The following is a 23,951-nucleotide window of genomic DNA, read 5'->3' on the forward strand; positions in this document are numbered from 1 at the left end:
CTCAGGTCACCCGGGTGACCTGAGGGTCTGACACGTCGGAGTGACCTTGGTCGCTCCTGTGGAAAAAGAGGCGGGGAGTGTCGGTGCCTGGACGTAGCCTCAGGAAACGATGATCGACGCACCCCGCACCCCCGAGACCACGCCCGTTCCCGAGGCGTCGCCTCGTCCTGCGCCGACGCCGCCGACCGACCCGGCCCGCCGGCTCGACTGGCGCCGCCTGCGCGGCCCGGCCGCGGTCGTCGCCCTGCTCGCGCTCACCGCGGGCGCCGTCGGGCTCGCGCTCGGCACCGTCGCGGCCGGCCGGCTGGCCGCCGACGCGACGGTCGTCGGGCTGGTCCTGCTCGCCGTGTGCGTCGTCGGCGGTGCGGTGTTCGACGGCGTCGGCCAGGTGACCTGGGCGAGCGTCGTGGACCGCGCCGAGGGCAAGCTCCGCAGCGACCTGCTCAGCGCGGCGCTGCGGCAGCCGCTCGCCACGCTCTCCGAGCAGGCGGTCGGCGAGGTGCTCGACCGGGTCGACGACGACACGCACGCCGTCGGCACCCTCGTGCGCCGCCAGCTCTGGGGCGCCGGCCGCACGGTGGTCGGCGTCGTGCCCATGTGGATCATCGCGGGCATCACCTGGTGGCCCGCCTGGCTGCTGTTCCCGGTGCTGGGCGGCATCGTCGCCCTGCTCACCCGGCCCCTGCTCGGCGAGATCGCGCGCCGCAAGGTGATCGAGGAGGCCGCCTGGACCGACCACGCCGCCGCCTTCGAGGAGGCGGTCGCCGCGCGGAACGACCTGCGCACCAGCCTCGGCCAGGCGTTCGCCGTGCGCCGCGTCGCGCAGCTCTCGGCGATCGTCCACGAGAAGTTCCGCGCGGTGGTGCGCGTCGAGGAGCGCCTGCTGCGGCGGGCCGGCCTTGTCATGTACGCGCTGCTCGCCGGCACCGCGGTCACCTGCGCGGTCGTGGCCGCCGGGGGTGGTCTGTCGGTGCAGCAGCTCGTCACGCTGTTCCTGGTCACCGCGATGTTCGTGGGGCAGATGGACAACCTGGTGCACCACCTCCCGGACATCCAGGAGGGCCTCGGCGCGGTGCTGCGCATCCGGCAGATGCTGGAGGTCGAGCCCGAGCCCGAGGGCGGCGACGACCTCCCCGAGGGGCCGCTCGGCCTCGAGCTGCGCGACCTGACCTTCGCCTACGACGAGGGCACGTTCGCCCTGAGCGGCGTGGACCTCGTGGTCCCCGCCGGCGAGACCGTGGCCCTCGTGGGCCGTACCGGCTCCGGCAAGTCGACGCTGGCCGCGCTGCTGTCGCGCGCCGTCGAGCCGGAGCGGGGCTCGGTGTTCCTCGGCGGCGCCGACGTGCGCGACCTGGACCTGCAGAAGCTGCGCGGCGCCGTGGGCGTGGTCACCCAGCGCACGGAGATCATCGCCGGCACGCTCGCGGAGAACATCGCGCTGTTCGCCGACGTGCCGCGCGCCGACATCGAGGCGGCGGTCCGCGAGCTCGGCCTGACCGACTGGACCGCCGGCCTGCCCGACGGCCTCGACACGCTCCTCGGCCCCGGCGGCACCACGCTGTCCGCGGGGGAGGAGCAGCTCGTCGCGTTCGCGCGGCTGCTCGTGCGGCACGTGCAGCTCGTCGTGCTCGACGAGGCCACGGCTCGCATGGACCCGCTCACCGAGGCCCGCGTGGTCGCCGCGTCCGACCGGCTGCTCTCGGGCCGCACCGGCGTGCTCATCGCGCACCGGCTCGGCACCATCGAGCGCGCCGGCCTGGTGGCGGTGCTCGACCACGGCCGCGTTGTGCAGCAGGGCCCCCGGGCGCGGCTCGCCACCACGCCCGGACCGTTCCGCTCGCTGCTGGAGGCCGGCGCGAGCGATGGCTCGCTGGACGAGTCGGCGGCCGAGCCCACCCTGGCCGTCGCCGCCGAGGCGCGCGCCGGCACGACCGACACGGTCGCGCCCGACGCCGTCGCGCCCGACGCCGCCGCGCCCGACAGCGGCACCGCCAACCCCGACGCCACCCCCGACGCCGTCGGCGGCCGCCGACGGACCGGCACCCCGCCCGACCTGACCCCGCCCGGCGACGGCCCGAGCCTCGCGCGCGGCGTCCTCCACGCGCTGTTCGTCCGCCCGAAGTGGGGCATCTTCGGCGCGGTCCTGTTCCTGCTGGCCAGCCTCGTCGCGGCGCAGGGCGCCGTCAGCGGCTTCCTGTGGGGCCGCACGGTCGAGGTCGTCGGCACCGGCGAGCTGCCCGTCGGCCTGCTGGTCGCGCTCGCCGTGCTGCTGCTCCTGCAGCCGCTGTTCATCTCCCGCGCGCTGGGCGTGTACCCGCGCTGGTGGGTCGAGGTGCTGCTGCGCATCCGGATGTCGGTCATGCACGGGCAGACCCGGCAGTACCGGCTGCCCGCCACCCCGCCCGGCGAGGTGGTGGCCCGGTCCATGGACGCCGACCGGTTCGTGCGGTACGCCGACCGCTGGGTCGACTTCGTCAACGGCCTCGCGATCGTGGCGGTCACGGCCCTGATCAGCGGCACCTGGACCGCCGGCGCCGTGCTGCTCGCGGTCATGGTGGTCTCCGCCGCGGCGTCGGCCATCGGCCGGCCCATCGCGGGCCGCTCCGCCGCCGGGTCCTCGGCGGCCCGGGCGCGGTTCGGCCGCGCCCTCGTCTCGGCCCTCGACTCGGCGCGCACGGTGAAGCTCGCCGCCCGCACGCCCGACGTGCGCCGGCACCTCGGCGAGGTGGACTCGGGGCGCGTCAAGGCCGCGATCTTCGAGCACCGGGTGCAGGCGGTGCTGGACTCGGTGCCGCTGGTGACCCTCTACATCGGCGTCGTCGTCGCCTGGGGCTTCCTGCTGACGAACCGGTGGGACCTGGCCACGACGCTGCTGGTCGCCAACGCCGTGACCGGCTTCGCCTGGTTCGGCGTTGTGGCCGGCGCCGTGGTCACCGAGGCGCCCGGCACCCGTGCCTGGCAGGTCGCGACCGCCCGGTTCGCCGGCGGCGCCGACCTGGTCTCCCGCCAGCAGGGCGTCGACCTCGTGACGGGTGTGGCACCCGCACCGGAGCCGTCGCCCCGCGAGCCCCTGGACCGCCTGGAGCTGCGCGGCCTCACGGCGGTGCACGACGACGGCACGATCGGCGTCTCCGACGTCGACCTCGAGGTACGCCGGGGCGAGCTCGTGCTGCTGCTTGGCCAGGTCGGCTCGGGCAAGTCGTCGCTGCTCTCGGCACTGGCCGGGCTCATGGAGCACACCGGTGACGTCCGGTGGAACGGCACCGAGGTGACCGACGCCCAGGTCTTCCTGCGCCCGGGCCAGGTGGCGCACGTGGCCCAGGTGCCGCGCGTGCTGTCCGGCTCGTTCTCGGACAACGTGCAGCTCGACCACGCCCGCGACATCGACGGCCCGGTCCGGGGCGCGCGCCTCGAGCAGGACATGCGCGACGCCGGCGGCCCGCACGCGCTCGTGGGGCACCGCGGCGTGCGGCTGTCCGGCGGCCAGGTGCAGCGGCTCGCGCTCGCGCGGGCGCTGGCGGCGGACACCGAGCTGCTGCTGGCCGACGACGTCTCCAGCGCCCTGGACGCCTCGACCGAGATCGAGCTGTGGGCCGCCCTGCGCGAGCGGGGCACCACGGTGGTCGGCGCCACCTCCAAGCGGGCGGCCCTCGCCCGTGCCGACCGGGTGGTAGTGCTGGTCGACGGCGCCGTGGCCGACGTCGGCCCGTGGGCGGGTCTCGCCCCGCGCTGGAACCACCTCGCGGGCTGATCACCTCGCGGGCTGTACGGCGCGCGGGCAGACTCGTTGCCGCACGGGCGATGAGTCTGCCCGCCCGCCGTCGTCGGACCGGGGGAGAGCCGCGGTGCGGCACCGACCGAGGAGATCCCCCATGGCGAAGATCGTGTCCAGCCTGTTCGTGGCGCTCGACGGCGTCGTCGAGCCGGACAAGGGCAACTGGCACTTCCCGTACTTCAACGACGAGCTCGGCGCGGCGGTCGACGAGACGCACAACACCGACGTCTTCCTGTTCGGGCGGGTCACCTACGACTCGTTCGCCGGCGCCTGGCCGGAGCGCGAGGCTGCGGGCGGCGAGGACGCCGGGTTCGCCAAGCGGATCGGCGACATCCGCAAGATCGTCGCGTCCCGCAGCCCGCTCGACCTCACCTGGCGCAACTCCGAGCAGCTCCAGGGCGACCTGGTCGAGGCCGTCACCGCGCTGAAGAACGACCCGTCGATCCAGAAGATCGGCCTGTCCGGCTCGATCTCGGTGGTGCGCCAGCTCCTCGACGCCGGTCTGCTCGACGAGCTGCACCTGTTCGTGCACCCGGCCACCGCGGGCGGGGGCCTCAAGCTGTTCCAGGACGGCGACCCGTCCCGGCCCATGAAGCTCCTCTCCGCGACGCCCTTCCGCACGGGCCTGCTGCACCTGGTCTACACGCCGGACCCGAACCCGCCGACGGGCGGCTACGAGGAGGCCGTGGGCCAGCTCCCCGACGAGTGACGGCGCGGAGCCGCCGTCAGCGCGGCGGCTCCACCCGGTGCGGCAGCACGAACACCAGCAGGAACGCCACCACGGCGAGGCTCGCGCTGGTCGCCATCGCCAGGGTCGCGCCGTGCGCGAAGACGTCGGCGACCACCTCCGGCGTCGGGCGGCCGGGCGGGAAGGTCAGGGCTCCGAAGAGGACCGAGCCGACCACGGCGATGCCCGCCGCCGAGCCGATCCGCTGCATGGTGCCGATGACGCCGGACGCCGCCCCGGCCTCGTCGCGGTCCACGGTGGCGACGATGAACTGGGCGTTCGGCGCGATGAACAGGCCGCTGCCGATGCCGCCGATCAGCAGCGGGCCCGCCAGGTGCCAGTGGGTCAGGTCGCCGGTCGGCACCAGCCAGAGCACGAGCCACACCGAGACGAGGCTGACGGCGACCATGCCCGTGCCGATCACGAGCACGGTCCGGCCCAGGCGGTGGGACAGCCGCTCGCTCTGCGACGCGCCCGCGATCGAGCCGATGGCGAACGGCACCGACACCAGGCCCGAGGCCAGGGCCGAGTGGCCCAGCCCGGACTGCCAGAAGATCGAGATGGTGAAGAAGATGCTGGTGAACGCGGCGAAGTAGACCAGCGCGAGGATCACGCCGCCGGTGAACGCGGGGTGCGAGAACAGGTGCGGCGGCACCAGCGGGCTGCCGCTGCGGGCCGCGACCCGGCGCTCCCAGAACGCGAACGCGACGAGCAGCAGCAGGCCGCCCGCCAGGGACGTGAAGGTCCACCACGGCCAGCCGGCGTCCTCGCCCTCGATGAGGGGCACCAGGATCGCGACCAGCGCCACCGAGACCAGCAGCAGCCCGACGACGTCGACGCCGCGCGCTGCGCCGCCGACCACGATCCGGGGCAGCAGGGCGACCGCGGCGGCCACGGCGATCACGCCGAACGGCAGGTTCACGAAGAAGATGGACCGCCAGCCCTCGTTCTCGCCGAACGCCTCGATGAGCAGGCCGCCGACGATCGGCCCGAGCGCCGTCGAGAAGCCGATGGCCGCGCCCATCACCGCGAACGCCTTGCCGCGGGTGCGGCCGGTGAACATGAGCTGGATCAGTGCCGTGACCGCCGGGAAGAAGATGCCGCCGCACAGGCCCTGGACCACGCGCGCCACGATCAGCTCGGTGGCCCCGTTGGCCAGACCGCACCAGAGGCTGGCGAGCGTGAACCCGGCCAGGCCCACGATGAACACCCACTTGTGGCCCACGCGGTCGCCCACCCGGCCGGCGGGGATCAGAGCCAGGCCGTAGGCCAGGGCGTACCCGGAGATGATCCAGGAGAGCGTGCCCTCCGAGGCGTCCAGCGAGAGCCGGATGGTCGGCAGTGCGACGTTGACGATGGTCGTGTCCAGCAGGGCCATCGAGACGCCCAGGATGAGCACCGCGAGGGCCATCCAGGAGCTACGCGGGGGTGCGTCGGTGTTGTCGCCCGCGGCCGCGGGCACGGGGGAGGTGGTCACAGGTACGAGCCTAGGGTGGCGTCATGGAACTGACCTTTCGTGAGGCGGCCCTGGCCGACCTCGAACGCGTCGTCGAGCTCATCGCCGACGACGCCGTCGCCGCCACCCGCACCGGCACCTACGGCGCACCCCACGTCGCGGCCTTCGAGGCCATCGCGGCGAGCCCGGACAACGAGCTGGTCGTCGCCGAGTCCGGCGGCGAGGTGGTCGGCGTCATGCAGCTGACGTTCATCCCCGGCATCTCTCGCAACGGCGCCTCCCGGCTCCTGGTCGAGGCCGTCCGGGTGGACAAGGCGTACCGGGGCCAGGGCATCGGCCGCCTCCTGATGGAGCACGCCCACGAGCGCGGCCGGGAGCGCGGTTGCGTGCTGGCCCAGCTCACCTCGGACAAGCAGCGGCCCGACGCCCACCGGTTCTACCGCAACCTCGGCTACGAGCAGTCGCACGAGGGGTTCAAGCTGCCGCTCTGATCCCACCCGGCCCCACTCTTGCTGCAACGTTCTGCAAGCGTTACAGTCGCGCTCGGATCACATTTCGGGGTGTTCCGGACGACGAAGGGGTCATCCATGTCACGCACCGCGCGCCCGCGCTCCGTACAGGTCGGCGCGGCCGCCCTCGCCGCCGTCCTGGTGGCGACGGCGGGCCTGGCCGTCTCGCAGCCGGCTGCCGCCCAGGACCGCACCGCCGCCCTGGTCGGCAGCCTGCAGGACGAGCTCGGCTGCGCTGCCGACTGGGACCCGGCGTGCGCCGACACGGAGCTCGTCGCGCAGGGCGACGGCACGTTCGTCGCCGAGTTCGAGGTCCCCGCGGGCACCTACGAGTACAAGGTCGCCCTGGACGACGCGTGGGACGAGTCCTACGGGCGCGACGGCGGCTCCGAGAACGCGCCCCTGCACCTGGCCGGGCCCGCGACGCTCCGCGTCACCTACGACGACACGACCCACCGCACCGCACTGACGCCGCTCGGCCTGGCCGGCGACTACACGGAGGCGGACGACGCCCTGGTGCACGACCCCGTGCGCCAGCCCGGCAGCGACGAGCGCTTCTACTTCGTGATGACCGACCGGTTCGCCAACGGAGACACCTCCAACGACACCGGTGGACTGTCGGGCGACCGGCTCAGCACCGGCTTCGACCCGGCGGACAAGGGCTTCTACCAGGGCGGCGACCTCGCGGGCCTGCGGCAGAACCTCGACTACATCGAGGACCTGGGCACCACCGCGATCTGGCTCACCCCGAGCTTCCTCAACCGCCCCGTGCAGGGCTCCGGCGGCGACGTCAGCGCCGGGTACCACGGCTACTGGATCACCGACTTCACGCGGATCGACCCGCACCTGGGCACCAACGCCGAGCTCGAGGCGCTGATCGACGACGCCCACGCGCGCGGCCTCAAGGTCTACTTCGACATCATCACCAACCACACGGCCGACGTCGTCGACTACACCGAGGGCACCTACGACTACGTGGACCAGGCGACCACCCCGTACCAGGACGCCGACGGCAACCCGTTCGACCCCGCCGACTTCGCCGGCACGGGCGACTTCCCCGAGCTCGACGCTGCCACGAGCTTCCCGTACACCCCCGTCGTCGACCCGGCCGACCAGGACGTCAAGGTACCGGCCTGGCTCAACGACCCCACGCTCTACCACAACCGGGGCAACTCGACGTGGTCCGGTGAGTCGGTCACGTACGGCGACTTCAGCGGCCTGGACGACCTGATGACCGAGCACCCGCGCGTGGTGGACGGCTTCGAGGAGATCTACAAGGCGTGGATCGACCTGGGCATCGACGGGTTCCGCATCGACACGGTCAAGCACGTGAACTTCGAGTTCTGGGAGGAGTGGTCCACCGAGATCCAGGACTACGCCCGGGACCAGGGCAAGGACGAGTTCTTCACCTTCGGCGAGGTGTACGACGCCGACGCCGCCAAGACCTCGCCGTACGTGCGCCGGACCGACATGAGCTCCGTGCTCGACTTCTCGTTCCAGTCGGCCGCCACGAGCTTCGCCAGCGGCAACAGCGCCCGCCGGCTGGCCGACCTGTACGCCTCCGACGACCTGTACACGACGCCGCACAGCAGCGCCTCGGCCCTGCCCACGTTCCTGGGCAACCACGACATGGGCCGCGTCGGCTACATGCTGGCGGGTGCCGAGAACCCGCTGGAGCGCGACGAGCTGGCGCACGAGCTGATGTATCTCACGCGCGGCCAGCCGGTCGTCTACTACGGCGACGAGCAGGGCTTCGCGGGCACCGGCGGCGACAAGGACGCCCGCCAGACCCTGTTCGCGACCCAGGTCGACGAGTACGCCGACCAGCCGCTGGTCACCGGCGAGCAGGCCGGCAGCGTGGACCGGTACGACACCGACGCGCCGCTCTACGAGCACATCGCCGCCCTCGCGGCGCTGCGCGAGGAGCACCCGGCCCTGGCGTCCGGCGCGCAGATCGAGCGCTACGCCGAGGACGGCGCCGGCGTCTACGCCTTCTCCCGCGTGGACCGCGAGGACCGGACCGAGTACCTGGTCGCGGCCAACAACGCCGCGCAGGAGCGCACGGTCACCCTCGACACGCTCACGCCGGGCGCGGAACTCGCGCCGCTGTACGGCACGGAAACCCCGGTCACGGCCGACGCCGACGGCGCGGTGACGCTGACCGTCCCGGCCCGCTCCGCCATCGTGCTGGTCGCCGACCGCACCGTGGGCGCCGAGACCGCCGGGACCGTGACGGTCGTCCCCGGCACGAGCGCCCGGCCGGGCGCTGCGGTCACGGGTGTGGCCCCGGTCGCCGCCGGCATCGACGACGCCTGGGCCGAGACCTCCTTCGCCTGGCGCGCCGTGGGCACCGACGAGTGGCACGACCTCGGCACCGCCGAGGACACCTCGCCGCGCGTCTTCCACGACGTCGCCACCGAGGCGGGCCTCCCCGAGGGCACCCTCGTCGAGTACCGCGCGGTCACCCGCGACGCCGACGGCGACACCGCCGCGGCCAGCTCGTACGCCTCGGTCGGCGTGGACGTGAGCGGCGTCGTCGACGACCCCACGGACCCCGACGTCGACCTGGTCACCGTGCCCGGCTCGCACAACAGCGAGATGGGCTGCGCCGGGGACTGGACGCCGGACTGCGAGGCCGCGCGCCTCACCCTCGCCGACGACGGCACCTACACCGGCACGTTCGAGCTGCCCGCCGGGTCCTACGAGTTCAAGGTGGCGCTGAACGGCTCCTGGGCCGAGAACTACGGCGCCGACGGCGTGCGGGACGGCGCCAACGTCGCCTACTCGACGGGCGGCGGCCCGGTGACCTTCACGTGGGACCCGGAGACCAAGGTGCCGTCCGTCCAGATCGGCACCCCGGGCACGCCCGGCGAGGGCCAGCAGGCCGCGCACTGGGTGCGCCAGGGGCTGGTCCTGGTCCCGGCGTCCGGCTTCGGCTCCGGGGACACCTGGGCCCTGGAGACGGAGGCGGGGTCGTACCCGCTGGTCCCGGCCGGCGGCACGGGCGACGTGCCCGCCGACGTGGCCGAGGACTTCCCCCACCTGGCCGACCACCTCGCCCTGGAGGCCGAGGGCCTGACCCGGGCCGAGGCGACGTCGGCCCTGACGGGCGCGCTGCGTGTGACCCGGCACGACGGCGAGACCCTGACCGCCGCCACCGGCGTGCAGATCCCGGGTGTGCTGGACGACCTGTTCGCGACCGACCGCACGCTCGGCGTGACGTGGCAGGGGAGCAGGAAGGCCTCCTTCGCGCTCTGGGCGCCCACGGCCCGCGCCGTGACGCTGCAGGCCTGGCCCGCCGGCCGCTCGCTGGACGCCGAGCCGCGCACCTTCGCCATGACCCGGCAGAAGGACGGCGCCTGGACGCTCGACGGCGGCCGCGCCGACCGCCGGCTGGACTGGCAGGGCGCCCGCTACCGCTACGCCGTCGAGGTGTACGTGCCGAGCACGGGCCAGATCGAGACCAACGTGGTGACCGACCCCTACTCGGTGGGCCTCACGCTGAACTCGACGCACTCGGTCGCGCTCGACCTCGACGACAAGGACTGGCAGCCCAAGGTCTGGCGGAACACGCCCGCGCCGCGCGTGGAGCGCGCCGTCGACCAGACCATCTACGAGCTGCACGTCCGGGACTTCTCCAGCTCCGACGAGACCGTGCCCGCGCGCCTGCGCGGCACCTACGGCGCGTTCGGGGTCAAGGGCTCCGACGGCATGAAGCACCTGCGCTCGCTGGCCGACGCCGGGCTCACCACCGTGCACCTGCTGCCCACGTTCGACATCGCGACGATCCCCGAGGACCGCGCCGACCAGGCCACGACCGGCGACCTGTCCGGGTTCGCGCCGGACGGCACGGAGCAGCAGGCCGCCGTCGCCGAGGTGCAGGGGAGCGACGCCTTCAACTGGGGCTACGACCCGTACCACTTCATGGCGCCGGAGGGCTCCTACGCGGTCCGGGCCGACGGCGGGGAGCGCGTCGCCGAGTTCCGCTCGATGGTCGGCAACCTGCACGGCGCCGGGCTGCAGGTCGTGCTCGACCAGGTGTTCAACCACACCGCGGCGTCGGGCCAGGACCCGAGGTCGGTGCTGGACCGCGTGGTGCCCGGCTACTACCACCGGCAGAACGCGACCACGGGCGCCGTCGAGACCAGCACCTGCTGCCAGAACGTCGCCACCGAGCACGCCATGGTGCAGAAGCTGATGGTGGACTCCGTGGTCACCTGGGCCCGTGACTACCGCGTGGACGGGTTCCGGTTCGACCTGATGGGGCACCACTCCCGCGCGAACATGGAGGCGGTCCGGGCCGGGCTCGACGCGCTCACCCTGCGGCGGGACGGCGTCGACGGCAAGAGCGTGTACCTGTACGGCGAGGGCTGGGACTTCGGCGAGGTCGCGGGCAACGCCCGGTTCGAGCAGGCCACCCAGGGCCAGCTCGGCGGCACCGGCATCGGCACCTTCAGCGACCGCCTGCGCGACGCCGTCCACGGCGGCTCGCCGGTGGACGGGTCGTCCCTGTTCACGCAGGGCTTCGGCACCGGCCTGTTCACCGACCCGAACGGGCGGGACGCGCGGCTGGAGGACCCGGCGTCGGTCAACGACGGCGGCGCCGACGAGGCTGCGGACCTGGCCCACCAGACCGACCTGGTCAAGCTCGGGCTGGCCGGCAACCTGCGGTCCTTCGAGGTCACGACCTCGACGGGGGAGCAGGTCCGGGGTGACGAGCTCGACTACCGGGGCGCGCCCGCCGGCTACGCGGACTCGCCGGAGGAGGTCGTCACGTACGTGGACGCGCACGACAACGAGACGCTGTTCGACCTGCTGACGCTCAAGCTGCCGGCGGACACGTCGATGACCGACCGGGTCCGGATGAACACGGTGTCGCTGGCCACGGCCGCGCTGTCGCAGTCGCCGTCGTTCTGGCACGCGGGCACCGACCTGCTGCGCTCCAAGTCGCTGGACCGCAACTCGTTCGACTCCGGCGACTGGTTCAACACCATCGACTGGTCGGGTCAGGACAACGGGTTCGGGCGCGGCCTGCCGATGGCGGCCGACAACGAGGACAAGTGGCCGTACCAGCGGCTCCTGCTCGCCAACGCCGCCCTCAAGCCGGACGCCGACGACATCGGGTTCTCCGCCGCCCAGGCGAGCGAGCTGCTGGAGCTGCGGCACTCGACCGAGCTGTTCCGCCTGGGCTCCGCGGACCTGATCCGGCAGAAGGTGACGTTCCCGGGCTCCGGGCCGGACGCCGTCCCCGGCGTCATCACGATGTCGATCGACGACCGGGCGGGCCGGACCGACGTCGACCGGAAGCTGGACGGCGTGCTCGTGGTGTTCAACGCGTCGCCGGACGCGGCCACGGTCGAGGTGCCGGAGCTCGCGGGCCGCGACTACGCGCTGTCCCGCATCCAGGCCCGCGGAGCGGACCCGGTGGTGCGGGACACCACGTGGGACCGGAGGGCCGGAACGGTCACGGTCCCGCCCCGCACGGTGGCGGTCCTGACGGACCCCCGGGGCTGAGCGGCGGCTCACCAGGCGGGCGGCGGCCGTAACTCGTGGAGTTACGGCCGCCGCCCGCATGCTGAGTACCCGCTCACGTGTCTCCGCTGAACAGTGACGGGTGACAGCGCTGACAATTCGTCGGCGGTGGACCTTGACTCGGGCCCGCCTGGGGTGAATCGTGTGCGTCAGTTGGCCCGGCGGCGTTGCCGGGTTCGCACGACGCAAGGGAGCTTCATGCGCACGGCACGATTCCTCATCGCACCCGTCACGGCAGCGGCACTCGCCCTCTCGCTCGGTGCCTGTGGCTCCGGCGGAGGCGGCTCCGACGGCTCCACGATCAAGATCGCCTACCAGAAGTTCGGCAACTTCACGCAGGCCGACGAGCTGTTCAAGGACGTCAAGGCCGACTACGAGAAGGCCAACCCGGACATCACCGTCGAGCTCGTGCCGATCGAGGCGCAGCAGAACGACTACTTCACCAAGCTCGCCCTCATGAACCGGTCGCCCAGCACCGCCCCGGACGTCATGTACGAGGACACGTACATGATCAAGTCCGACGTCGAGGCCGGCTACCTCCAGCCGCTGGACGACTACCTCGCGGAGTGGGACGAGTGGGACCAGTTCGTCGACAGCGCCAAGGAGGCCGGCGCGGGCGACGACGGCAAGACCTACGGCGTCTCCATGGGCACCGACACACGCGGCCTGTGGTTCAACAAGGACGTGCTCGCCAAGGCGGGCCTGCCCGAGGACTGGGCGCCCAAGTCGTGGGACGAGCTGCTGGAGGCCGCCCGGGCGATCAAGGAGTCGGACCCGGACGTGGTCCCGTTCAACATGTACTCCGGCAAGCCGCAGGGTGAGGCCGCCGTGATGCAGGGCTTCGAGATGCTCCTGTACGGCACCGGCGACACCCTCTACGAGGACGGCAAGTGGGTGCTGGGCTCGCAGGGCTTCGTCGACAGCCTCGACTTCATCACCACCGTGTTCACCGAAGGCCTGGCGCCGACGCCGCAGCAGGCGCTCGACACCAACATCGGTAACACCGTGCAGGCCGAGTGGCTGCCCGAGGGCAAGGTCGGCATCGCGCTCGACGGCTCCTGGGTGGCGGGCAACTGGCTCGAGTCCGGCGTCGCGCCGTGGCCCGAGTGGTCCGAGAAGATGGGCACCGCGCCCATGCCCACGCAGGACGGCGCCGCGCCCGGCGCGGTCAGCATGTCGGGCGGCTGGACCCTCGCGATGGGCTCCGGCTCCAAGAACCCGGACGCCGCGTTCGAGTTCATCTCGATGGCGCTGAACCGCGAGAACTCCCTCTGGTTCGACGTCGCGAACAGCCAGATCGCCGTCCGCACCGACGTCGCCGAGGACCCGGAGTACACCAAGACGAACCCCACCACGGAGTTCTTCACGGACCTGGTCGACGTGACCAACTTCCGGCCCGCGACGTCCGACTACCCGAAGGTCTCCAACGAGATCATGGTCGCGATGGAGGCCGTGATGACCGGGCAGCAGACGCCGGAGGAGGCGGCCGCCGCCTACGACGAAGCGGTGATCGGCATCGTCGGCGAAGAGAACACGGTCCAGGGCTGACCTGATGGCCGTCACGTCCCGCGGCGTGGCGCGAGTGGTTCCGCTCGCGCCCGCCGTCGTCCTGCTCGCCCTGTTCATGCTGGGCCCCGTGGTCTGGTCGTTCTACGGCTCGTTCACCAACGCCGCCCTCACCGGGCCTGCCGCCCTGAGCCCGGAGTGGATCGGGTTCGACAACTACACGGCGCTGGTCGGCGACCCCGACTTCCCCAAGTCGCTGTGGCTGACCGTCGTGTTCGTGTTCCTGTCCGCCGTCGTCGGGCAGAACGTGATGGGCATCCTGCTGGCCGGCCTGCTCCGTTCGGCGGTCAGGCCGGTGCGGTCGATCGCCTCAACGGTGGTCGTCGCCGCGTGGGTGCTGCCCGAGATCGTCGCGGCGTTCGCCGCGTACGCGTTCTTCCACTCGGAGGGCACGCTCAACACGCTGCTCGGCGGCATCGGCATCACCGGTCCCGACTGGCTCTACTCCACCCCGATGCTCGCGGTGATCCTCGCCAACATCTGGCGCGGCACGGCCTTCTCGATGATGGTCTACTCGGCCGCCCTCGCGGAGGTGCCGCCGGAGCTCACGGAGGCCGCCCAGCTCGACGGGGCCAACGGGCTGCAGCGGCTCACCTGGGTGACCCTGCCCGTGATCCGGCGCAGCATCTCGACCAACCTGATGCTGACCACGCTGCAGACGCTGTCGGTGTTCACGCTCATCTACGTGATGACCGGCGGCGGGCCCGGCACGGACAGCTCGACCCTGCCGATCCTGGCCTACCAGGAGGCGTTCAAGTTCGCGCAGGTCGGCTACGGCACGGCCATCGCGACCGTGATGATCATCGTGGGCGGGATCTTCTCCGTGATCTACATCCGCGCGCTCCGACCGGAGGTGGACTGATGACGGACACTCTGACGAGGCCCGCGGCGCCGGCCCGGAGCGGGCTCGGCACGCTGGCCGCGCCCCGCGGCACGGCCACCAAGGTGGCCGCCAACGTGGTGCTGCTCGTGATCGCGCTGTGCTTCGTGCTCCCGATGGCCTGGGTGCTCGTGGCGTCGTTCGACGCGGAGGCGACCCTCTCCTTCGGGCTGCCCGACGCCGTGACCACCGCGAACTTCGCGGCGATCATGACGCCGGAGCTCACCTGGCTGCCCCTGTGGAACGCCTTCGTGCTGTCCGCGGGGTCGGGGGCCATCACGGTGGTGGTCGCGGTGCTCGCGGCGTACCCGCTGTCGCGCTACCGCATGCGGTTCGGCAAGTACTTCCTGTACTCGGTGCTGTTCGGCACCTGCCTGCCGATCACGGCGATCATGGTCCCGGTGTACGCGCTGTTCGTGCAGCTCAACCTGCTCGACTCGCTGCCCGGGACCATCTTCTTCATGGCGGCGACGTCGCTGCCCATGGCGATCTGGATGACCAAGAACTTCATGGACTCGGTGCCGATCTCGCTGGAGGAGGCCGCCTGGACCGAGGGCGCCTCCGCCATGCAGGCCCTGCGCCGCGTGGTGCTGCCGCTCATGCGGCCCGGCATCGCCGTAGTCTTCATCTTCGTGTTCGTGCAGGCGTGGGGGAACTTCTTCGTCCCGTTCGTGCTGCTGCTGTCCCCGGAGAAGCAGCCGGCGGCCGTGAGCATCTTCGCGTTCTTCGGCCAGTACGGGTCGGTCGCCTACGGGCAGCTCGCCGCGTACTCGCTGCTCTACGCGGCGCCGGTGCTCGGCCTGTACGTGCTGGTCACCCGCATCTCGGGCTCGGCCTTCGCCCTGGCGGGCGCGGTCAAGGGCTGAGGCACGGGGCGACCGCGGCCGCCGCCGGCCGTCGCCCTCCGGCCGCCGAACGTAGGTTTGGTCGGCTCATGGAGCGCCATGAGCCGACCAACCCTACGTTCGGCGTCTCACTCGTCCGAGGTCTTGCGGCCTCGCAGCCAGCTAGTAATATTGAGAGCGCGAGGGGCAGTAGCCCCGAGAAGTGAGCCCGAGAGCCTTCCGGACGGTCGGTGTCTCGGGCTTCGCGCTGTCCCCGTGCGATCAGGCGTGGATCTCGTCGAGCACGAGAGGGCGCACCTTCGCTCGCCACGACTGGTCCCGGTTCCAGGCCCAGGCGATGGCGTCCGCGGCCCAGAGCAACGGTTCTTCGTGTCGCTCCCGGTGGTCGTAACGAACGTCGGTCTTGTGCAGCTCCTCGAAGAGCCACCGCTTGTCGTCGGGTACAAGCGTCCGGTCCGTCTCAAGCACGAGGAAAGACGCCTCCTTCTCGACGCACGTCCTGGCGAGAGCCCTGACACAGAGTTCCCGTGGTGTCTGCGGCGTCCGCCGGTCCGGTGCCGACACTATGAGCGCGCACACATCCAGCTCGACCAGCGTGCGTAGGACGGCGTCACGGATGGCATCTCGTTCCGAGACGAAATGGATGCTTCTCTGTCCGGGCCGCCGAAGTGCTCGCAGCGCGCTCCGTAGACGCGACACAGCACCCGACGCGACGAAGACAGCGACGAGCAGAAAACCCTTGGCCTTGGACTCGTCGACGTACACCTGTGCCCTGCGCGGTGGCTCGCGTACCAGGTCCGTGCTGGTCAACACCGACTTCAAGAAAGGTCCCCGTTCGAACGCCAGTGCGCCAAATAGCTAGCCCGTGGCGTGTGCTTCTGGCCTCGACAGGGGACAACTCTATGTCTGGAGCGCCGAATTGGCCCGTCGAAGGGGACTGCTTCCCGCGGCTCGTTCGACCCAGGCGGTCAGCGGAAGACCACCGTGCGGCGGCCGTCCATCAGGACCCGGCGCTCCGCGTGCCAGCGCACCGCGCGGGCCAGGGTGCGGCGCTCGACGTCCTCGCCGATGCCCACCAGGTCCTCGACCGTGCGGGAGTGGTCCACGCGCTCGACGTCCTGCTCGATGATCGGGCCCTCGTCGAGGTCGCCGGTGACGTAGTGCGACGTGGCGCCGATGATCTTGACGCCGCGGTCGTGCGCCTGCCGGTACGGGCCGGCGCCCTTGAACGACGGCAGGAACGAGTGGTGGATGTTGATGATCTGCCCGCTGAGGTCGCGGCACAGGTCGTCGGACAGGATCTGCATGTACCGGGCGAGCACCACGAGTTCGGCGTCGGTCTCCTTGACCAGGCCGCGCAGCGTCGCCTCCGCCTCGGCCTTGGTGTCCTTGGTGACGGGCACGTGGTGGAACGGCTTGCCGTAGAAGGCGGCGATGTCCTCCAGGTCGCGGTGGTTGCTCACCACGCCGACGACGTCGATCGGCATGCGCTGCGACCGCTCGCGGTAGAGCAGGTCCACGAGGCAGTGCGCCGCCTTGGAGACCATGAGCAGCGTGCGGATACGGCGGCCGACGACGTCGAGCGTCCACGTCATCCGGAACGCGCCCGCCACCTGCGTCATCGCCGCGGTGAGCTCGTCGCGCGACGCGGCGGACTCGACCTGCACGCGCATGAAGAACAGGCCCGACGCCGGGTCGCCGAACTGCTGCGACTCCGTGATGTTGCCGCCGTGCTCCGCGAGCATCCCCGCCACCGCGTGCACGATGCCCGGCTGGTCCGGGCAGGACAGGGTGAGGATCCAGTGGGTGGCTGCGCTCGCGTCGTTCACGCGGTCAGGCTAACCCGCCACCGCCTGCGGCAGCCCGCCCTGTCCGAGCTCGCGGCGCATCACCCAGCGCCGTCGGCCGCCGCTCACGCCGCCGGTCTCGGCCGCGCGGGTGAAGCCGGCCGCCTCGAACATGCGCACCGTGCCCACGTAACCGCTGATCACGTCGACGCGCTCGGGGCCGACGTCGACCGGGTAGCCCTCGAACACCTCGGCCCCGTGCGCCCGCGCGTGCTCCACGGCGCCCGCCAGCAGGTGGTGCATGAGCCCCCGCTTCCGGAACCCCGCGCGCACGACGAAGCACACCGCCGACCAGGCGTCCCGCTCGTCGACGAACGGGATGGTGCGGCTGTTCATCAGCCGCCGGTAGGTGGACCGGGGCGCGATCGAGCACCAGCCGGCCACGACGTCGTCGACGTACGCGAGCACGCCCGGGCCGGGCTCGGTGGCGCACTCGTCGCGCATGTAGCCGGGCCGATCCTCGTTCGGCACCCGGCTGTCCCGGTAGGCCATGCACCAGCAGCCCTTGCCGCCTGGCTTCTTGACGCCCACGACCTCGTAGAAGTCGTCGTACCGCCCCACGGCGGGCCGTACCTCGATGCGTTCCATGCCCCGAACCTACGCCGAGCCACCGACACGCCCGACCGGACCGTGGTCGTCGTCGACTCGGGCGTGTCACCTCTGACACGATGGACCCATGAGCAACTCCACCACGACGATCGCCCTGGTCGAGGACGACCATGCGGGCGAGCTCCTCACGCTGCGCCGCGCCGCGTTCGTCACCGAGGCCCAGCTGTACGACGACCCGCACATCCCGCCGCTGACCCAGACGCTCGCGGAGCTCCGGGAGGACCTCGCGCGGGACGACGTGGTGACGATCGGCGCGTGGGAGGGCCACCGGATGATCGGCTCGGTGCGCGTCGAGATCGAGGGTGAGAAGGCCACCCTCGGCCGCCTCGCCGTGGCCCCGGACAAGCAGGCCCGCGGCATCGGCACCGAGATGCTGTTCGCCGTGCTCCCGTACCTGCCGGAGCAGACCACGGAGATCTGGGTCTTCACCGGCAAGGACTCCAAGCAGAACCTCGCGCTGTACACCAAGCACGGGTACGAGGAGCAGTACGACAAGGCCGCGGGCGACCTGACCTACACCTACCTGCGCCGCGTGCTCGGCGCCGCGGGCGCGCAGCCCGTGTCGCAGGAGAAGTAGCTCAGAAGCCCCACGCGTGGAAGGACTCGATCTCCATCCACGCGTCGACCCGCGGGTTCTCGCGGTTCGGGTACGGCTTGCCGCCGTAGTGGACCGAGAGCCGGTCGATGCCCGCGAGGCCCTCGTCGGGCGTGATCGTCACGCGGCCCTGGAGGCTGACGTGCCGGTACCAGCTCTCGCCGTCGAGCACCGTGAGCGAGACCCGCGGGTCCGCCCGCAGGTGCTCCAGGCGCTTGCGGGTGCCGTCGAGGTTCAGCAGCACGCGCCCGTCCTCGTACAGGTACCAGGTGGCGACGGACACGGGCGCGCCGTCGGGCCGGACGGTCGCCATGACGGCGTGGTTCGGGCGCTCGAGCATGGTCGCGATGTGCTCGGGTACCGGGGGCTTGGCCACTGTGTGCTCCTTCGACGTCGGGTGTCCGCCGCAGCCAATCAGGTATCGCGCCCCGGGCCAAGTGCGCCGGGCTGTGCGAGGCGGTCCGGCCCGGTCCGGACGCCCCGCGCCGTCGCCGCGGCCCAGCGGTGCGTGAGGCGTACGCCCTCGAGCTGGGGGAACGTCGTGAGCAGGTGCTCGGCGAGCCGGCGGGCGGTCTCCGGCTGGTTCTCGTGCGCCCGGGACATCCGGCCACCGGCGGGGCGGACGGCGTACCCCCCGAACACGATCCGGTCGTCGTCCGTCAGGCGGTAGCGGTGGGCCGCGTCCGCGAGCCCCTGCCGCCCGCGCCAGCCCAGCGCCGCCAGCAGCCCGGCGTCCAGCGGCTCGGTCGCGACCGCGTGCTCGTACACCGCCGCGGCCTGCCGTCGGTGGCGCCGCAGCAGGGGCGGGAACGCGCCCGTCCCGAGCACCACGCGTTCGGCCCGGACCGACGCCTCGCCCGCGGGCGAGGTCGTCCGCAGGGCGACAGCGCCCCGCGCGGGCACCGCCAGCCGGACCGCCCGGGTCTCCTCGAAGATCTCGACGCCGAGGGCGCTCGCCGCCCGCGCCAGCTCGGCGGCCAGCCGAGCCGGGTCCACGAGCGCGCCGCCTCCGGGTCGGACCAGGCCGGCCTCGTAGGTGGGGCTGGCGATCTCGGCGCGCACCTTGGCCCGGTCCAGGTACGTGTGCGGCACGCCCGCGACGGCGGCAGCCACGGCGGCGTCCTGCAGCTGGTCGATCTGGTGCGGTTCGACGGCGAGGTCGACGACGCCGGTGCGCTCCCATCCGCAGTCCAGGCCGAGCCCGGTCACGGCGACGTCCATGGCTGCCAGGTTCTCGTGGCCCAGGGGCGCCGTCACCAGCCCGGTGTCGCGCCCGGAGGCGGCCCAGCCGACCGACCGGCCCTCGAGCAGGAGCACCCGCGCGCCGGGGTCGCGCTGCTTGATCCCCAGCGCTGTCCACAGGCCGGTGCAGCCGCCGCCGACCACCACGACATCGGCTCGCGCGGAGGCCGACAGGCGCGGGTACCGGTCGGGGGTGCCCAGGTCGTCCTGCCAGAAGACCGCTTGCCGGGTCCTTGCCAGAGCGTGGTCGACGACGGATCTGGCCGGAACATTGCGCTCGAAAACGGTCTGCTGCAGGCGCCCCATGTCGCAAATCTAGCCAATGACCGATCAATGCCGGTTTCGGCCGGGTGAGCGTCTGGTGACGCCGCAGGCGGCGCTACCTGCCGCCGAGGCAGACCGTCTCGAAGCTGCGGGAGGCGTCGAAGCCGAGCTCCAGCTTGTCCTTGGTGCCCTCGGGGCACTCCATGCCGCTGACGATCAGGCCGGTGACCTTCTGCGCGCCCCTCGACGCGCAGGCGAGCTCGGCGCCCTGGCTGTCCACGCAGTCGCCGGTCACGAGCTGTCCGCCGCCGTTGCCGGGGTCCCCGGGGTGGTCGTCGGACAGGTTGCGGGCGCACACGCCCTGCGTCTCGCCGCCGGCCTGGCCGTCCTTCTGGAAGACGACGTCGGTGCCGTCCGGGCAGTGCAGCTGCGCCACCGACACCGCGTCCTGGATGTCGAGGATCGTGACCGTGGCCTCAGGGTCCTCGCAGGGCAGCGGGAGGTAGGCCTTTCCCCCCGCGGTGGCCTCGGGCGACGGGTTCGGCCCGGCGCAGGAGTCGACCGCCCAGGACGCCGCCACCGTCTCGTCGCCGCTGTCGGGCCCGAAGAAGTGGATGCCCACCGCGATGATCACGCCGGCCGCCACGAGGAACGCGACGACGGACCAGATCTTGTCCCGCCGGGTGCCGCCGCGGCGCTCGCCGCCGCCCTTGCCACTCGGCCGCTGCTCGGGTGCGGCGGGCGCCGGCTCGGCCGCCGGCCGGGCCGGGAACTGGCCGGTCCGGGGCTGGAACCCGCCGGACCGCTGGACCGGTTCGAACTGGACGGACCGTCGTCCGGGCTGGGCCTGGTGGGCGCGCGGTTCTGGCTGGTGTTCCGGAACACCTGCGTCCGGTGACACGGGGGAGGGCATGGCGGCACAGTAGCGACGTCGGCGTGAATAGCAAAAGGTCTCAGGTACTTTCGTTGCAATCCCGGGGTTTCTTGCGAATGGCCGCTGAACGGCGGGCGCCGGGCACCGGTTTCGACCGCCGCTGCTACGATCTTCGGGTCGCGACTGGCGTCAGGTGGATCACCACCGGGGAGCGACGAGTCATGCCGACGACGGGTCGTTCGCCTGGGCCCTGGGTCACCTCGTGGAAGGTGTGCGCCCGGGCCGTCCGGCACGGTGCGTGTGCCATCCGCCGCCGTCCGACAATCCCCGTCCCGCATGAATCGAGGAGCTATGAGCGCATCGACTCCCGACCCGCTCGCCACCCCGCTCGCCGAGCTCGACCCCGAGATCGCCGCCGTCCTTACCGGTGAGCTGGCCCGCCAGCGCGACACGCTCGAGATGATCGCGTCCGAGAACTTCGTGCCGCGTGCCGTCCTGGAGGCGCAGGGCTCGGTCCTGACCAACAAGTACGCCGAGGGCTACCCGGGCCGCCGCTACTACGGTGGCTGCGAACAGGTGGACATCGCGGAGAACCTCGCTATCGCCCGTGCCAAGGACCTGTTCGGCGCCGAGCACGCCAACGTCCAGCCGCACTCCGGCGCCCAGGCCAACGCCGCGGTGCTGCACGCCCTGATCAACGCGGGCGACAAGATCCTCGGCCTCGAGCTGGCCCACGGCGGCCACCTCACGCACGGCATGCGGATCAACTTCAGCGGCAAGCTGTACGACGTCGGCGCCTACGGCGTGGACCCGCAGTCCTACCGCATCGAGATGGACGAGGTCCGCAAGAAGGCGCTGGAGCACCGCCCCGACGTCATCATCGCGGGCTGGTCCGCCTACCCGCGGCACCTCGACTTCGCGGCGTTCCGCGAGGTCGCCGACGAGGTCGGCGCCAAGCTCTGGGTCGACATGGCGCACTTCGCCGGCCTGGTGGCCGCCGGGCTGCACCCGTCCCCGGTGCCGCACGCCGACGTCGTCTCCTCGACCGTGCACAAGACGATCGGCGGGCCGCGCTCCGGCTTCATCCTCTCCAAGGAGGAGTACGCCAAGAAGATCGACTCCGCCGTCTTCCCGGGCCAGCAGGGCGGCCCGCTCATGCACGTGATCGCCGCCAAGGCGGTCTCGTTCAAGGTCGCGGCGACCGAGTCGTTCAAGGACCGCCAGGAGCGCACGCTCCGTGGCGCCTCGATCATCGCCGAGCGCCTCTCGCAGCCCGACGTCGCCGCGGCCGGCGCGTCCGTGCTGACGGGCGGCACCGACGTGCACCTGGTGCTCGTGGACCTCCGCAACTCCCAGCTCGACGGTCAGCAGGCCGAGGACCTCCTGCACGACGCCGGGATCACCGTGAACCGCAACGCCGTCCCGTTCGACCCGCGGCCCCCGCGTGTCACCTCGGGCCTGCGCATCGGCACGCCGGCCCTGGCCACGCGCGGGTTCGGCGACGCCGAGTTCACCGAGGTCGCCGACATCATCGCGACGGCCCTGAAGGACGGCGCCGCGACCGACGTCGACGCCCTCTCCGCGCGGGTCGAGAAGCTGACCGCCGCGTTCCCGCTCTACCCGGGGCTCTGAGCCGATGACCGCACAGATCCTGGACGGCAAGGCCACGGCCGCGTCGATCAAGGCGGAGCTCAAGGACCGCGTGACGGCGCTGCGCGACCGCGGCGTCATCCCCGGCCTCGGCACGCTGCTGGTCGGCGAGGACCCGGGCTCGCAGTGGTACGTGGCGGGCAAGCACCGCGACTGCGCCGAGGTGGGCATCGCGTCGATCCGGGAGGACCTCCCGGAGACCGCGACGCAGGACGAGATCGAGGCCGCGGTGCGCCGGCTGAACGAGGACCCGGCCTGCACCGGGTACATCGTGCAGCTCCCGCTGCCCAAGGGCATCGACACCAACCGCGTGCTGGAGCTCGTCGACCCCGACAAGGACGCCGACGGCCTGCACCCCACCAACCTGGGGCGCCTGGTGCTGCGGGTCAACGAGGACGTCACGTCCTCGCTGCCCTGCACGCCGCGCGGCATCATCGAGCTGGTGGAGCGGCACGGCATCAAGCTCGCGGGCAAGGAGATCGTGGTGCTCGGCCGCGGCGTCACCGTGGGCCGCCCGATCGGTCTGCTGCTCACGCGGCGCGCCGTGAACGCGACGGTCACCCTGACGCACACCGGCACGCAGGACCTCGCGGCGCTGGTCCGGCGGGCCGACGTCGTCGTGGCCGCCGCGGGCGTCAAGGGCATCGTGTCCGGCGACATGGTCAAGCCGGGCGCCGTGCTGATCGACGTCGGCGTCTCGCGCGAGACCGACCCGGAGACGGGCAAGTCGCGTGTCGTCGGCGACGTCTCGCCCGAGGCCGCCGAGATCGCGGGCTGGGTGTCGCCCAACCCGGGCGGCGTCGGCCCGATGACCCGCGCGATGCTGCTGGCCAACGTGGTGGAGTCGGCGGAGCGCTCGCTGGTCCCGTGACCTGATCTGCCGCCGAACGTAGGAATGGTCGCTCTCTCAGCACTGAGAGGGCGACCATTCCTACGTTCGACCCCGGCCGACGGCGGGACGCCGGCGGGTGAACTGGCCTGCGATGAGTTGCGGGGCGGCGCGGCGTCTGAAGAGTTGATGTCGGGGCCGCTGCGGCCCCGACCGACTCAGGAGGACATCATGGTGAGCGTTCGGACCCATCTCTGGTTCGGGAACAACAAGGCCGGCGAGGCCGCCGCCTTCTACGCCGAGCACATCCCCGGCTCGTCGATCGAGCGCGTGGTCAAGGCGCCGGAGAACGCCCCGGGCGCCGAGGCCGGCACCGACTTCGTCGTGGAGTTCACCGTGGCCGGGCAGCCCGTGATCGGCCTGAACGCCGGACCGCACCGCACGCTCGACGAGGCGTTCTCGTTCTACCTCTCGGTCGAGGGCCAGGCCGAGGTCGACCACTACTGGGACGTCCTGACCGCCGACGGCGGCGAGCCCGGCGCGTGCGGCTGGTGCACGGACAAGTTCGGGGTGTCCTGGCAGGTGATCCCCAAGGAGCTCGAGCGGCTCAGCGGCTCGTACACGACGCCCGCCGAGATCGCCACGATGAACGCCATGCTGCAGATGGGCAAGATCGACGTCGCGGCCCTGCAGGCGGCGCACGACGGCGCATGACGCACCCGTGATCGGGGGCGTGTCAGGGGCTCCGGTT

General features: G+C 72.1%; 18 protein-coding genes and 1 riboswitch. Of the genes, 11 read left to right on the forward strand and 7 right to left on the reverse strand.

Translation table 11 applies throughout. The annotated features are described in order from the left end of the window. The first annotated feature begins 109 nt into the window (after window positions 1-109). Window positions 110-3,751, forward strand: a complete 3,642-nt coding sequence (locus H291_RS0117380) for an ABC transporter ATP-binding protein (protein ID WP_020016283.1) — start codon at window positions 110-112, stop codon at window positions 3,749-3,751. Between the two features lie 121 nt (window positions 3,752-3,872). Continuing rightward, complete coding sequence (locus H291_RS0117385) at window positions 3,873-4,484, forward strand: dihydrofolate reductase family protein (RefSeq protein ID WP_020016284.1); 612 nt, start codon at window positions 3,873-3,875, stop codon at window positions 4,482-4,484. A 16-nt stretch (window positions 4,485-4,500) separates the two neighbouring features. On the opposite strand, the gene H291_RS0117390 is transcribed toward H291_RS0117385, so the two are convergent. Continuing rightward, complete coding sequence (locus tag H291_RS0117390) at window positions 4,501-5,979, reverse strand: MFS transporter (RefSeq protein ID WP_020016285.1); 1,479 nt, start codon at window positions 5,977-5,979, stop codon at window positions 4,501-4,503. Between the two features lie 23 nt (window positions 5,980-6,002). On the opposite strand from H291_RS0117390, the gene H291_RS0117395 reads away from it, so the two are divergent. From H291_RS0117395 to H291_RS0117415, 5 genes are all read left to right on the forward strand, one after another. After that, on the forward strand, window positions 6,003-6,449 hold the full coding sequence (locus H291_RS0117395; protein ID WP_020016286.1) for a GNAT family N-acetyltransferase: 447 nt from the start codon (window positions 6,003-6,005) through the stop codon (window positions 6,447-6,449). A gap of 96 nt (window positions 6,450-6,545) precedes the next feature. Next, window positions 6,546-11,981 carry a pullulanase-type alpha-1,6-glucosidase gene (gene pulA / locus H291_RS0117400; protein ID WP_020016287.1) on the forward strand — a complete coding sequence of 1,812 codons (5,436 nt, stop codon included), beginning with the start codon at window positions 6,546-6,548 and terminating at the stop codon, window positions 11,979-11,981. Window positions 11,982-12,197: 216 nt separating this feature from the next. After that, on the forward strand, window positions 12,198-13,547 hold the full coding sequence (locus H291_RS0117405) for an extracellular solute-binding protein (RefSeq protein WP_020016288.1): 1,350 nt from the start codon (window positions 12,198-12,200) through the stop codon (window positions 13,545-13,547). A gap of 4 nt (window positions 13,548-13,551) precedes the next feature. Continuing rightward, a complete protein-coding gene (locus H291_RS0117410; RefSeq protein WP_020016289.1) occupies window positions 13,552-14,427 on the forward strand; it encodes a carbohydrate ABC transporter permease in 876 nt (291 codons plus the stop codon). Beyond that, window positions 14,427-15,311 carry a carbohydrate ABC transporter permease gene (locus H291_RS0117415; RefSeq protein ID WP_020016290.1) on the forward strand — a complete coding sequence of 295 codons (885 nt, stop codon included), beginning with the start codon at window positions 14,427-14,429 and terminating at the stop codon, window positions 15,309-15,311. Before H291_RS0117410 ends, H291_RS0117415 begins: the two co-directional genes overlap by 1 nt. A gap of 240 nt (window positions 15,312-15,551) precedes the next feature. Here H291_RS0117415 and H291_RS0117420 read toward each other — a convergent pair whose 3' ends face one another. The 3 genes from H291_RS0117420 to H291_RS0117430 all read right to left on the reverse strand — a co-directional run bounded on the left by H291_RS0117420 (window position 15,552) and on the right by H291_RS0117430 (window position 17,725). After that, complete coding sequence (locus H291_RS0117420; RefSeq protein ID WP_157237132.1) at window positions 15,552-16,100, reverse strand: hypothetical protein; 549 nt, start codon at window positions 16,098-16,100, stop codon at window positions 15,552-15,554. A gap of 158 nt (window positions 16,101-16,258) precedes the next feature. Next, window positions 16,259-17,119, reverse strand: coding sequence for a formyltetrahydrofolate deformylase (purU, locus tag H291_RS0117425; RefSeq protein ID WP_020016292.1), 861 nt, complete (start codon window positions 17,117-17,119; stop codon window positions 16,259-16,261). Between the two features lie 9 nt (window positions 17,120-17,128). Further along, window positions 17,129-17,725 (reverse strand): GNAT family N-acetyltransferase, encoded by a 597-nt coding sequence (locus tag H291_RS0117430; protein ID WP_020016293.1) that lies wholly within the window; start codon window positions 17,723-17,725, stop codon window positions 17,129-17,131. 88 nt (window positions 17,726-17,813) lie between these two features. Between H291_RS0117430 and H291_RS0117435 the strand changes: the two genes are divergently transcribed. Then, window positions 17,814-18,323, forward strand: coding sequence for a GNAT family N-acetyltransferase (locus H291_RS0117435; protein ID WP_020016294.1), 510 nt, complete (start codon window positions 17,814-17,816; stop codon window positions 18,321-18,323). 1 nt (window position 18,324) lies between these two features. Here the strand turns inward: H291_RS0117435 and H291_RS0117440 are convergent, their stop codons facing one another. The 3 genes from H291_RS0117440 to H291_RS32710 form a co-directional block, all read right to left on the reverse strand. Continuing rightward, on the reverse strand, window positions 18,325-18,717 hold the full coding sequence (locus H291_RS0117440; RefSeq protein WP_020016295.1) for a PPOX class F420-dependent oxidoreductase: 393 nt from the start codon (window positions 18,715-18,717) through the stop codon (window positions 18,325-18,327). Window positions 18,718-18,755: 38 nt separating this feature from the next. After that, window positions 18,756-19,889 (reverse strand): NAD(P)/FAD-dependent oxidoreductase, encoded by a 1,134-nt coding sequence (locus H291_RS30600; RefSeq protein ID WP_020016296.1) that lies wholly within the window; start codon window positions 19,887-19,889, stop codon window positions 18,756-18,758. A gap of 73 nt (window positions 19,890-19,962) precedes the next feature. Beyond that, a complete protein-coding gene (locus H291_RS32710; protein ID WP_020016297.1) occupies window positions 19,963-20,760 on the reverse strand; it encodes a hypothetical protein in 798 nt (265 codons plus the stop codon). 130 nt (window positions 20,761-20,890) lie between these two features. Next, window positions 20,891-20,977, forward strand: a riboswitch (ZMP/ZTP riboswitch). Window positions 20,978-21,072: 95 nt separating this feature from the next. Here H291_RS32710 and glyA point away from each other — a divergent pair. From glyA to H291_RS0117465, 3 genes are all read left to right on the forward strand, one after another. Further along, window positions 21,073-22,353: a serine hydroxymethyltransferase gene (glyA, locus tag H291_RS0117455; protein WP_020016298.1), complete on the forward strand. Its 1,281-nt coding sequence runs from the start codon at window positions 21,073-21,075 to the stop codon at window positions 22,351-22,353. A gap of 4 nt (window positions 22,354-22,357) precedes the next feature. Further along, the gene (locus tag H291_RS0117460) at window positions 22,358-23,242 is read left to right on the forward strand and encodes a bifunctional methylenetetrahydrofolate dehydrogenase/methenyltetrahydrofolate cyclohydrolase (protein ID WP_020016299.1); all 885 of its coding nucleotides are present in this window, start codon (window positions 22,358-22,360) and stop codon (window positions 23,240-23,242) included. A gap of 189 nt (window positions 23,243-23,431) precedes the next feature. Then, window positions 23,432-23,914, forward strand: coding sequence for a VOC family protein (locus H291_RS0117465; protein ID WP_020016300.1), 483 nt, complete (start codon window positions 23,432-23,434; stop codon window positions 23,912-23,914). Window positions 23,915-23,951 lie beyond the last annotated feature (37 nt).

The organism is Promicromonospora sukumoe 327MFSha3.1, assembly GCF_000385135.1.
Lineage (GTDB): Bacteria > Actinomycetota > Actinomycetes > Actinomycetales > Cellulomonadaceae > Promicromonospora > Promicromonospora sukumoe_B.

What these genes read in the sequence shown, in the direction of transcription:
- H291_RS30600 (WP_020016296.1), bottom strand. Translation starts at nt 19,889, where the DNA reads ATGGGGCGCCTGCAGCAGACCGTTTTCGAGCGCAATGTTCCGGCCAGA.
- H291_RS0117465 (WP_020016300.1), top strand. Translation starts at nt 23,432, where the DNA reads ATGGTGAGCGTTCGGACCCATCTCTGGTTCGGGAACAACAAGGCCGGC.
- H291_RS0117395 (WP_020016286.1), top strand. Translation starts at nt 6,003, where the DNA reads ATGGAACTGACCTTTCGTGAGGCGGCCCTGGCCGACCTCGAACGCGTC.
- H291_RS32710 (WP_020016297.1), bottom strand. Translation starts at nt 20,760, where the DNA reads ATGCCCTCCCCCGTGTCACCGGACGCAGGTGTTCCGGAACACCAGCCA.
- H291_RS0117435 (WP_020016294.1), top strand. Translation starts at nt 17,814, where the DNA reads ATGAGCAACTCCACCACGACGATCGCCCTGGTCGAGGACGACCATGCG.
- H291_RS0117430 (WP_020016293.1), bottom strand. Translation starts at nt 17,725, where the DNA reads ATGGAACGCATCGAGGTACGGCCCGCCGTGGGGCGGTACGACGACTTC.
- H291_RS0117460 (WP_020016299.1), top strand. Translation starts at nt 22,358, where the DNA reads ATGACCGCACAGATCCTGGACGGCAAGGCCACGGCCGCGTCGATCAAG.
- H291_RS0117385 (WP_020016284.1), top strand. Translation starts at nt 3,873, where the DNA reads ATGGCGAAGATCGTGTCCAGCCTGTTCGTGGCGCTCGACGGCGTCGTC.
- glyA (WP_020016298.1), top strand. Translation starts at nt 21,073, where the DNA reads ATGAGCGCATCGACTCCCGACCCGCTCGCCACCCCGCTCGCCGAGCTC.
- H291_RS0117380 (WP_020016283.1), top strand. Translation starts at nt 110, where the DNA reads ATGATCGACGCACCCCGCACCCCCGAGACCACGCCCGTTCCCGAGGCG.
- H291_RS0117415 (WP_020016290.1), top strand. Translation starts at nt 14,427, where the DNA reads ATGACGGACACTCTGACGAGGCCCGCGGCGCCGGCCCGGAGCGGGCTC.
- H291_RS0117405 (WP_020016288.1), top strand. Translation starts at nt 12,198, where the DNA reads ATGCGCACGGCACGATTCCTCATCGCACCCGTCACGGCAGCGGCACTC.
- pulA (WP_020016287.1), top strand. Translation starts at nt 6,546, where the DNA reads ATGTCACGCACCGCGCGCCCGCGCTCCGTACAGGTCGGCGCGGCCGCC.
- H291_RS0117410 (WP_020016289.1), top strand. Translation starts at nt 13,552, where the DNA reads ATGGCCGTCACGTCCCGCGGCGTGGCGCGAGTGGTTCCGCTCGCGCCC.